This is a genomic window from Ligilactobacillus acidipiscis DSM 15836 (assembly GCF_001435755.1).
Taxonomy (GTDB): domain Bacteria; phylum Bacillota; class Bacilli; order Lactobacillales; family Lactobacillaceae; genus Ligilactobacillus; species Ligilactobacillus acidipiscis.
Genome location: NZ_AZFI01000056.1, coordinates 1 through 10,785, shown reverse-complemented (window position 1 = coordinate 10,785; position 10,785 = coordinate 1). Strand labels below are relative to the sequence as shown.

At 37.3% G+C, this 10,785-nt stretch carries 8 protein-coding genes and 1 tRNA gene; 3 read left to right on the top strand and 6 right to left on the bottom strand.

The features are described from left to right. Positions 1–194: 194 nt before the first annotated feature. Positions 195–2,318 carry a putative ornithine decarboxylase gene (locus FC65_RS05440; RefSeq protein WP_056971843.1) on the bottom strand — a complete coding sequence of 708 codons (2,124 nt, stop codon included), beginning with the start codon at positions 2,316–2,318 and terminating at the stop codon, positions 195–197. Positions 2,319–2,686: 368 nt separating this feature from the next. Between FC65_RS05440 and FC65_RS05435 the strand changes: the two genes are divergently transcribed. Both FC65_RS05435 and FC65_RS05430 read left to right on the top strand, forming a co-directional pair. After that, positions 2,687–4,138 carry an APC family permease gene (locus FC65_RS05435; RefSeq protein ID WP_010495362.1) on the top strand — a complete coding sequence of 484 codons (1,452 nt, stop codon included), beginning with the start codon at positions 2,687–2,689 and terminating at the stop codon, positions 4,136–4,138. 404 nt (positions 4,139–4,542) lie between these two features. After that, positions 4,543–5,433 carry a YitT family protein gene (locus FC65_RS05430; RefSeq protein ID WP_056971842.1) on the top strand — a complete coding sequence of 297 codons (891 nt, stop codon included), beginning with the start codon at positions 4,543–4,545 and terminating at the stop codon, positions 5,431–5,433. Positions 5,434–5,489: 56 nt separating this feature from the next. On the opposite strand, the gene FC65_RS05425 is transcribed toward FC65_RS05430, so the two are convergent. The 4 genes from FC65_RS05425 to FC65_RS11795 all read right to left on the bottom strand — a co-directional run bounded on the left by FC65_RS05425 (position 5,490) and on the right by FC65_RS11795 (position 7,515). Next, positions 5,490–6,470, bottom strand: coding sequence for a YhdH/YhfP family quinone oxidoreductase (locus FC65_RS05425; RefSeq protein WP_056971841.1), 981 nt, complete (start codon positions 6,468–6,470; stop codon positions 5,490–5,492). Between the two features lie 175 nt (positions 6,471–6,645). Beyond that, a tRNA-Asn gene (locus FC65_RS05420) sits at positions 6,646–6,717 on the bottom strand. Between the two features lie 114 nt (positions 6,718–6,831). Next, positions 6,832–7,230: a VOC family protein gene (locus FC65_RS05415; RefSeq protein ID WP_010495368.1), complete on the bottom strand. Its 399-nt coding sequence runs from the start codon at positions 7,228–7,230 to the stop codon at positions 6,832–6,834. Positions 7,231–7,350: 120 nt separating this feature from the next. Beyond that, the gene (locus FC65_RS11795) at positions 7,351–7,515 is read right to left on the bottom strand and encodes a hypothetical protein (protein WP_154021997.1); all 165 of its coding nucleotides are present in this window, start codon (positions 7,513–7,515) and stop codon (positions 7,351–7,353) included. A 197-nt stretch (positions 7,516–7,712) separates the two neighbouring features. Between FC65_RS11795 and yaaA the strand changes: the two genes are divergently transcribed. Then, positions 7,713–8,450 (top strand): peroxide stress protein YaaA, encoded by a 738-nt coding sequence (yaaA, locus tag FC65_RS05410; protein WP_056971840.1) that lies wholly within the window; start codon positions 7,713–7,715, stop codon positions 8,448–8,450. A gap of 73 nt (positions 8,451–8,523) precedes the next feature. Here the strand turns inward: yaaA and FC65_RS05405 are convergent, their stop codons facing one another. Beyond that, complete coding sequence (locus tag FC65_RS05405; protein ID WP_056971839.1) at positions 8,524–10,167, bottom strand: peptide ABC transporter substrate-binding protein; 1,644 nt, start codon at positions 10,165–10,167, stop codon at positions 8,524–8,526. Positions 10,168–10,785 lie beyond the last annotated feature (618 nt).

Here is a 10,785-nt window from a genome sequence, read left to right as displayed (position 1 = left end):
TCCTTTGCCAAAAAAATAGTGCTGATGACTTTACTCATCAACACTAAAAAGTATAGACTCATAATATCGAGGGGGTGGTCTGTTTTTGTGCTTTCAACCTTTAGTTATTCCGAATCTCGCATAACAAAAAAGCTGCCCGATGTAAACTTGGTCTGAAACAAATACATGTCTTTATAATCTGCCCTTATTCATTCCTAAAATTCATTAACTTTGTGTTCTACCTCACCTTGCACTTTATAATGCCCCTGCTGATCTTTCTCATAGTAGACACCTTGGATCTCTGGAATAAATCCGGGGAAGTTTTCCATCACTCCAACTAATACTTTGAAATATTGCTGATCTATTTTTTGCCATTTTTCTCCTGGTGCAACAATAAACACTCCAGGTGGATAAGGCAAAGCACCCTCCAGTGCGACTTGACCGACAATGTTGTCCAAATCGCAAAGTTCATTTTGGTTTTTCTTAAAACTCAAATCAGCTTGCCATGGAGTTTCTACATAATCCTGCAAGTTCCTCTTGGCAAATAAAGCTTTTTGTAAATTGAAAGTATTGTTTTCTTTATAATACTCATGCATTTCATGACAGAGGTCATGTAAAGTGTACCCTTGATAACGTTCTTGATTTTTTTCATAAAGTCGTGGCAGAGCCTCTTGTAGAGAAATATCAGCTTCATAAGCTTTTTCAAATTCCAACAAAGCGTCAAGTAGAGTATTCAAATCACTTTCTGAATCTCCAGGCGTTAATAAGAACAGTAATGAGTTCAAATCATCCTTTCCACGAATAATTTGTTTTTCCAACAAGAACTCCGCTACAACAGCTCCTGGAATTCCATCAGCTAGATAACGCTCATTTGCAATGTCGATCCCCGGTGTTACGATCGTTAACTTAAACGGATCTAACATTGCTTCATCTTTTACAGTATTATTGAAGCCATGCCAATTAATACTTTTGTCCAGCTGCCAATATTTTTGCTGGGTGGCCAATTGCTCTGTTGGAATATTTTGCCAAGAAACATTTTCATAAGTTAAAGGTACTAACGGTTTAAATATTTTAGAACGACGTAATAATTGCTTTCGGAATTCAATACTTCTAACTAATAGATCCGACCACCATTTAGAAACACCTTCACTAGCTGCTAAATAGGCATTAGTAGTTAAGGAAGCATATATAGGATAGGAATAACTGGAGGTCACGTATTTCAAATAAGCATTGTTAAAATGTTTATGATCAACATATCGTGATTGGCCTTTTATATGATGATCTTTTTTTAGGATCTGAGAGGTTTGTCCCATTCCAGCTTGTTGCTTATGGACGGATTGTGTAACTAAGATCCCTGGGTCATCTGGTTCATAATGTTGATTTAACGGCGATAGCTCCTTAAGCAGTGGAACAAATTGTTCATACCCTCCCCAAGCACAGTCAAATAAAATATAATCACAAAGAGAGCCGATTTTTTTGATTATCCATTCTGCATTATAAAAAACACCATCATAAGTTTCAGCTTGAACGACTGCTAAGCGAAATGGTCGTTTAGCCTTCGCTTTTGCAGGGGCTGCCTTTTTGATTTGCTCTCTTAAACTTTTCTCACTCAGATCATCAGGATTCATTGCCCCGATTAATCCCAAGGGATTGCGGTCTGTTCTGACATATATCGGGATCGCACCACTAGAAACCAGCGCACTATTATATAAGGATTTATGATTGTTGCGGTCAAATAATACAAGGTCACCAGGAGATAATAAAGCACTGGCACAAATTGTATTAGCACTGGTTGTCCCATTCGTACAAAAATAAACTTTATCAGCGTGATAAGCTTGAGCAGCAACTTTTTGAGCAGTTAGCGGCGTGCCGGTATGAGTCATAGTATCTCCCAACGCAGCAACTGTATCACTGGTATCAGCTGTCAGCATGTTTTTACCAAAAAAGCAATCAAATACCACACCAGCCGGGTGCTTTTCATAATACTGTCCATTATGATGCCCGGGAGTTGTAAAACTAAGCGGTGTGTCCTTAGCGAATTTGATTAAATCACTTAAAAAACCCGGGATATTTTTTTGTTCATATTTTTCAGCAGCATTAATAACTTGAGATTGAATATCTTTTACATCAAACGGGACAGACACCTTAATTATGGGAAAAGACAATCCTGAATCTTGTTGCAATTTTTGAAAAATTTGTTGAAAATAAAAGTCATCTTTTAAGCAAACAGCGCCAGCGATCTCGGCTGGATTTGTAACATCAGTTGGTTCAATTCTTTTCCATTGAACGGGAATACAACTACTCAAGTTCTTAGGAGCGGCGATTTTTAAAATTTTCATGTTTTTTCACGTTCTTTCAAGATTAGAAAATTTCTGTAAAAAAAAGTTAAATTGGCTTACAATAGAATAGCTACAAAATATAGCAATACTTTTTCACCATGAAAATACATATTATACAGATTTTAAGCTAGATTTAGTCACAAAAATAGAATTCAGGTAATAGAAACTAGATTTATTATACAACATGAGAAGTAAAAGCTCCTTGTAAGTTTTACAGTATAAATCGGACTTTGATGTTCCATTACTAACGATAACTATAAAATGAGGGATATTAATGTCTTTTCTTATTGCAGTTTATAAACCTCCTAACATTATAATTAATTCTTAAAACAAAAAGAATAATTAATTAAGGAGCAAAATTATTAACTATGGAAGAATTACAACCAAACAAACACTATATGCACTGGACTGTGATTGCACTTTTAGATTTTGTAACAATAATCAGTTTCGAAAATATTTTCTATCCTTTTCAAAACCAAGGTCTTTCGGTCGTTATCTCTTGGATCTTTCTTTTATTTACTTACGTTATTCCTTATGAATTGATTGCCAGTCAGATGAGTTTAACTTTTGATAATCAAGATGGCGGTCTGGCTTCCTGGGTTCGTCGCAGTAGTAATGATACTCTAGGTTATGTTACTTCGTGGATGTATTGGGTACAAAGTGTACCTTATATTGTGGATGTTTCTAACTCGGTTATCGTTTCTTTTAGCTGGATGATTCTTGGTAACAACACTTTGGGACAAAAAATGTCCCCATTTTGGTTCGGCTTATTAACTTTCGGTTTGATCTTGATATTTATTTTATTGGAAAATGCAATCAAAAATTCCCTTGAAATTTTGTCATTAATCGGTGGTGGCGCAATGTTTATTATGTCCGCTTTGTTTGTACTTTTAGCTGGTTATGCATTGACCCAAGGGGCACATATCGCTACTCAACCATTTAATTGGCACTCTTTTATGCCCAATTTCTCTTTAAAGTACTTTTCAACCACTGGTCTGCTGATTTTTGCAATGTCAGGAGCTGAACTAGCAGCACCTTATGTAGTACGCATGCGCGACCCTAAGCATGAGTTTCCTAAAGCAATGTGGCTACTAGCTATTATGACTGCTTTCTTAACTATTTTTGGAACCTTGGCACTGGCAGTTTTCTTTAATGGAAACCAGATACCACATGATTTTAAAATGAACGGTCCCTATTATGCTTTTGCTTTGCTCGGTCAGCAACTCGGTTTAGGCAATATTTTAATGTACGTTTTTGCTGTTGTGCAAGCGATTTTTATGATGGCTCAGTTAGCTGTGTTACTAGATGCAACTAGTCGCGTTTTTGCGGGTGATGTTGCTGATAATTTCATGCCTAAATGGGTAACTAGAAAAAATAAAAATGGACGTCCGGTAAACTCATATTTAATGACAACTGGTTTGAATCTTTTTTTACTGCTTTTAACAGGGACATTGCCAGATATTAATACAATTTATAATTGGTTGCTAAACATTAACGGCATTGTCTCTCCATACAAAACATGCTGGGTCTTTTTTGCTTTTATTGCTGTACGTTTGCAAGATAAGAAATTTCACTCAGATTATGTTTTTATTAAAAACAAGACAGGTGCTCTTTTGATCGGAGGCTGGTGCTTACTATTTACTTTTGTTTGTGCAACATTAGGCTTTATTCCACAGGAAGTTAAATTTGGAACCTGGGATTTCACTCACCAGCTTATTTTAAACTTTATTACTGTTTTTGTTTTATTTGGTCTAGGCCTTGTCATGCCTTGGTTACGCAAACGAGAACTGCGTAAGGAAAAGGACTGCGGCACTGCTTAAAATAAGGTACCATTAAAAAGAAATTTTTTGGTCAGTACTTTTGTCGCTAACTAATGTAACTCTGCTAAAAAATATTAACAAAAAAATCATATCCAGCGAGAGTACTTAAAGCCCAGATTTAAACGGGGACACTGGAGCATTAATTTTGGCTGTGAATATAAGAACTGCATCATAATGGGATAAAAGGATCCTACTATGAGACGGTTCTTATTTTTTCTCCAAGGTTAGGTTTTTATGACTAGGTTTGCTCGTCTACTTTATATGTAACCATGGCCGAATAATACGTTTGTTAAGCCTCGCAATTTCTTGGTAATGAGTTGTGACAGAGACCTAAATTATTTTTCTTTTCATTGAACAATCTGCTAAAATTAGTTTACATATCTTTTTTTGAGGGGAGTGATCTTGTGGCCGAAAAAAATCCCGAATCAGTCCATGTTTTAGATCTGATCATGATAGCAGTTGGCTGCACAATTTTTGCGTTTTCCTTGGTCTTCTTTAATATCGCCAATAACTTAGCAGATGGAGGTCTCAGTGGTGTAACTTTAATAGTCAAAGCCGTTTTTAAAATAGATCCTGCATATACGACTTTACTTTTGAATATACCTTTGATTTGGTTTGGTTACCGCTATCTTGGGCGTCAAGCTTTGATCTATACTATCTACGGGACTGTCGTTTTATCGATTGCTTTATGGATCTGGCAACGTGTCCCATTAAGTATCAACATTGATCACGATTTATTCTTGGCTTCAGTCGGTGCTGGTATCTGTGGTGGTATTGGACAAGGAATCGTCTATCGCTTTGGGGGAACAACTGGCGGGACCGACATCATCGCTAAAATGTTTGAACGCTTCAAGGGTGTGCCAATGGGACAAACACTATTATGGTTAGATGTGATCATTTTAACTATTTCGTTAGTCTATGTGGATCTGCGTCATATGGCATACACACTGCTTTATTCATACATCGCGACCCGCTTGATCAACTCATCGATCGACGGCGCATACGAGGCAAGAGGCAACCTGATAATCAGTAACAATTACCGTGAAATAGCCGACTTGATCATGGAAAAATTGGATCGTGGAGTCACTGTCTTGAATGGACAGGGAGTTTATTCGGGTGAACAACGTCCGACCCTGTACGTTGTGGTAACTCCAAATGAACTTCACGAATTAAAGGAACTTGTTTCTTCTGTCGACCCTCATGCTTTTATGACCTCATTTAGTGTAAATGAAGCCGCAGGGGAAGGTTTTACCTATAGCCGACCCAGAAAACACTTGCTAAAAAAGAAAAAATAATCAAAACTAGTTGCTAAACTCTGTTACCTTAAGCTTAACAACTAGTTTTTCATTATCTATTGAATTTTTACGATCGTTCGGCCCAAATGCTGGCCATCCTTTAATTTTTGAACAACTTGCAAAACTTCATCTAGACCAACTTCATCGACTACTAACTCATCTACGATGTTCCAATCAGTCGCCAGCTTTTGCCAAATTTCATTCTGTATTTCAGCTGGTGGTGTGATCGAATCAATACCTAATAGAGATATTCCACGTAAAATAAATGGTAAGACTGAAGTTGCTAGTTTATTACCTCCGACATTACCGCAGACACTCATTGCCCCATCGATCTTAACCATTGACAATAAAGCAGCAGCCACATCACCGCCAACCGTGTCAAGAACATAATCAAATGTTTGATGCTGCAACGGTTTCCCGGATCTGATCGACGACGCGTCAATTACTTCTGTAGCTCCCAGACTTTGAGCAATTTTTGCTTGTCCAGGCTTACGCACCAAAGCAGCTAAATTCTCATAGCCTAGCTTTGCCAAAATCTTAGTAGCAATACTGCCTACTCCACCAGTTGAGCCGGTGACTAATACATGGTCTTCAGGTTTCATTCCCGCTTCAAGCAATGCTTTGATAGATAAACCTGCTGTCAATCCAGCGGTACCGTATATCATTGCTTCCCTAGTTGTCATGTTCTCTGGAACTTTAGTCAGCCACTCACCGGGAACTCTGGCAATTTCAGCTAATCCTCCGCTATGACTCACTCCCAGACCGTAACCCGCACCTAGGACCCATTCTCCTTCTTTAAAGTTTGCATCTTCAGAACTGATCACTGTCCCAGCCAAATCAATACCTGGAATCAACGGATAGTTGCGGATCACCCCGCCATTTTTTTGAAAAGCCAACATATCCTTATAGTTTAATGAAGAATATTCAACTTTGATCAATACGTTTCCAGCCGACAAATCATCCGTGCTTAATTTTTCGATCTGTCCCTCAACTTTACTATCGTAGTTACGTACAATAAATCCTTTAAAATTTGTCATCAAGCTGCCACCTTTCTCAGATACTTCCTCCTTAAATAATATCATATAAAGCGCTCTCATTTAAAGCGCTCTCATTATTTGCAGATCAGCTTTTTAAAAATTTAACAATTAAAAACTACTCCTTAACTTCAATACAATTAAAGAGCAGCTAAAAATAATTCACTTAAATTTGTAACTGCTCAGGCTGGATTCGAACCAGCGACCTCTTGATTAACAGCCAATTATTCTACCACTGAACTACTGAGCAATAACCCTACCACTAGATGAGATACATACTAACACAAAAAGAGATCAATGTGGAAATAGATGCATTAGCCATAGTTTTCGTAAACTACTTAACTCAAAGTAAAGATACCACTTTTTATTCATCACTGACTACCTCAACCTTGATACGATCTGGATCTTCAAAATATAAAGCATAACTATCACTTCCCCCAGCATGGGGATAACGATCCGCATATAATTCTTTATATTTAGCAGCCAGCAGTTGTGAACGTATTTCATCAACTTGTTTATTTGTCGTTACCATAAAAGCCAGGTGATTTAACCCAGTTTTTGTCCGATCATACTTAGGATCAACCTTTGAAGACTGAACAAAAACGATATAAGTTTTATCCAGTATATAACTAACACCTGATCTCCACTCTTGATAAACTTTATAGCCCAGATCTTGTACAAGCAATCTTTCCCAAAACAAACGAGTTCTTTCTAAATTGCTAACGTAAATTTCAATATGACTTATTATTCCTGTGTGATTCATGGTTCCCTCCATTAAATGTAAAAGTTAACTTTCTTTTTCTAGAACTAGCTCAACATTATTTTCTTTCTATAATTAGGATCTAACAAATTATTCAAGAACAAACTATAAACACAATGCGGATCATCCAAATCTAGCTCGATCAAATTTTGAATTAGGAGTTTTATCGATAAAAGTTTGCGGAATACCGGTAATTTTAGCAAATTGGTACGGGGTTATCTTAAAGTTATCATTGAGTTCTTTAAAGCTTGCTTTAACTTGTTTTGTATTGAGTTTCAATTTACTCAAAATAACACCTTCTTTACAAATATGGAAGTTTTGCTTTTTTTCTTATTAGTACCTAATTTTATCAGAATTCAGACTTTCTTTGAACAAAACGCCTTTGCGATAATATCGGTTTGGTTTATTATTAATGTGAAACAGCAAGAAATATCACTATAACAAATGCAGAACTACCAAACTCTGCTAAACAAAGGAATGTGCTTATGCAAATCATTATTTCACCCGCGAAGAAAATGGTAATCGATCAGGATAGCTTTTCTCCCAGTGGGGAGCCTGCTTTTCTAGAGCAAACTGCAATGATTTTACAAAAAATGCAGCAGCTCTCTTATTCAAAAGCTCAACAATTATGGAAAACCAGCACTAAACTAACCCAAAAAAATTACCACCAACTTCAAGAAATAAATCTTAAACAGCCATTAACACCTGCCATACTAAGTTATTCAGGAATTCAATACCAATACATGGCGCCAGACGTTCTAACTCAGCCTGCCCTGAATTATTTGCAAAAGACACTGCGGATCCTCTCTGGTTTTTACGGCATTCTAAAACCTTTCAACGGAATTGTTCCTTACCGTTTGGAAATGGGCGCTCGACTTTCAGTCAACAATAATAAAGACCTTTATACGTTTTGGGGAGATAAGTTATATTCTACCCTAAATACTGACGGTCCGATCATCAACTTGGCCTCAAAAGAATATTCTAAAGCGATCACTCCTTACTTGCGACCAGATGATCAGTTTGTAGAAATAGTTTTTGCACACTTAATTGATGGTAAATTACGAACACGAGCAACCCCTGCGAAGATCGCGCGGGGCGAAATGGTACATTTTATGGCTGAAAATGAAATTACTACCTTGGAAGAAATCAAGAACTTTCAATCTCCTACTTATTCATTTGATGAAAAACGTTCTAACAAACAAAGACTGATCTTTGTCCATTAAAAATTCCTCCAGAAACTGGGATCACACCTAGTCTCTGAAGGAATTTTTGCTCTCGCTTTTTAATTATCAGTTCTTAATCCTTGTACGCATACTTATAGCTCCACTGTGTTCCAGCAGTATTATGGATAATACCCTTAACATCAGATTTCTGTAAATAAGCTGTTACTTGTTGATAAACGGGTGTCATCCCTTGTTCAGCGTTTAAGATCTGTGTGGCTTTGACTAAATCATCCCAGCGCTTATTTTCATCGTTGGCATCTTGGTCTTGAGCACGGTCGACCAGTTCGTCATACTCCTTATTAGAATATTTTCCTTGGTTATATGACGTATTGCTCTTAACTGTTTGCAAGAACGTGATCGGATCACTGAAGTCTCCGCCCCAGCCGGACAAATACAAGTCAAAGTCGCCATCGTCGGCACGCTGGGTTGCACTATGACCAGGGATATCACGAATATCGATATCAAGTCCTGGTAAGATCTTATGGTAACGCGATTGTAAATATTCAGAAATAACCTTACCGTTAGCATCATCGTTACTTGCCAATAAGGTCAATTTCAGGTCTTTTTGTCCGATCTCTTTCAACCCTTTTTGCCAATATTCTTGAGCCAGCTTAGTGTTGGTATCAACAGTGTCTTTAACATACTGCTGGTCAGCAAAATCTTTTCCTGTCTGAGGGTCTTTAGCTAAATCGGAAGCTACAAAGCCCTTTGGCGGTTCTGAACCGTCACCTAAGATCTTCTTAGTTAAAACATCGCGATCGATCGCCAACGACATTGCCAATCTAATGTTCTTGTTATTCATAGCCTTGCGTTTAGCTGCATCCTGGTCGGCAAAATTATACTTAATATACGTTACATATGAATAAGGATATTGCTTGAATTCTTTATCGCTTTTAAAGTTTTTCACCTGTTGACTTGTCAATGGTGTCAGGTCAAGTTTGTTTTGCTGATATAATTCCTGCCCAGTAGTTGGATTAGAAACCACCGTATAGTTGATTTGAGCTAATTTAACAACTTTATGATCCCAGTAGTTGTCATTCTTAGCAAATTGCCATTTGTTGCCGGTACCTGACCAGTTCTTGATCTTAAATGGTCCTGAATAAACCATGTACTGTGATTTAGTCCCGTACTTTTTGCCATACTTGTCAACGACTTTTTCGTTTTGCGGTCCAAACAAAGGATAGGCCATCAAAACCTTAAAGTAAGCAATCGGTTTGTCTAACTTGATCACAACTGTTTTATCATTAGGTGCTGAGATCCCGATACTATCAGGTTTAGCTTTCCCATCGATGATCTGATCGGCATTCTTGATCCCGCTAAACAAATATGAATATGGTGATTTAGTTTTTGGATCGAGTGTCCGCCGCCAAGAATAAACGAAGTCTTGAGCAGTGATCTTGTCACCATTACTCCACTTAGCATCACGTAATTTAAAAGTCCAAGTCAAACCATCGCCTGAAACTAAACTGCTTTTAGCTAAGCCTGCATTGACCTGGCCCTTTTTACCCAAACGATAAAAGCTCTCAAACACGTTGCCTGTCTGCCCATATCCAGTCGATTTCGAAATATCGATCGTGTCTAAGGGTGCCGTGGCACTAAGATTTAATTGCTTCTTGTTACTCTCGTTACTATTTGATTTTTTATTACCGCATCCGGCAATAACAACCACCAGCAAAGCGGTAAAAATGGTCAATAATATCTTATGTATCTTTTTCATTTTAATTTCCTCCCACAATAACAGCATAGCGACAAGTCCCAAGAAACGATTCTTGCCGGAACTAAACTAAATAAATTATCTAAAAAAACGATTACAGCTATACTCTCATCACAATAAAGGGTCATATTCTGTTTTCAAAGTTCCCTTGCTTACCTTCAAAAACATTAACGACATTTCCAAGTTTAATATACAAAAAAAGACGCAATCATTCATTTAAGAAGTCTCGCGTCTGGGCTTTGTTCATTATCACTTGTTTAGTATGAACTCTTTCATTGCAACAATCGTAAAAGTCAATACTTAACAAACTGAACATCGCATCAGACGCGACGTACAGCAACAGCACATTTTAGTATTGACGAATTGACTTGCCACAATGATTACCCCCCGTTAGTAGATAAATTAAATATAAGCAAAGAATTAGGTAAAGTCAAGTAAAAAACAGCTGCTTTCAAAATTAACGCTCTTTACCTTGACCTTGTTGTCCTCAGTAAGCATATAGCAGCCATGCTATTTTACTCTTTAGCTGTCTGTTTTAATAATCTCGTCATTTTAAAAATTATTGACCTTGTTCCCACCATTATTTTTGGCTTGATACAAATGGCAGATTGTAAAATTTAA

Coding starts and splice junctions, on each gene's coding strand:
- FC65_RS05440 (WP_056971843.1), bottom strand. CDS start 2,318: ATGAAAATTTTAAAAATCGCCGCTCCTAAGAACTTGAGTAGTTGTATT.
- FC65_RS05435 (WP_010495362.1), top strand. CDS start 2,687: ATGGAAGAATTACAACCAAACAAACACTATATGCACTGGACTGTGATT.
- FC65_RS05425 (WP_056971841.1), bottom strand. CDS start 6,470: ATGACAAATTTTAAAGGATTTATTGTACGTAACTACGATAGTAAAGTT.
- FC65_RS05415 (WP_010495368.1), bottom strand. CDS start 7,230: ATGAATCACACAGGAATAATAAGTCATATTGAAATTTACGTTAGCAAT.
- yaaA (WP_056971840.1), top strand. CDS start 7,713: ATGCAAATCATTATTTCACCCGCGAAGAAAATGGTAATCGATCAGGAT.
- FC65_RS05405 (WP_056971839.1), bottom strand. CDS start 10,167: ATGAAAAAGATACATAAGATATTATTGACCATTTTTACCGCTTTGCTG.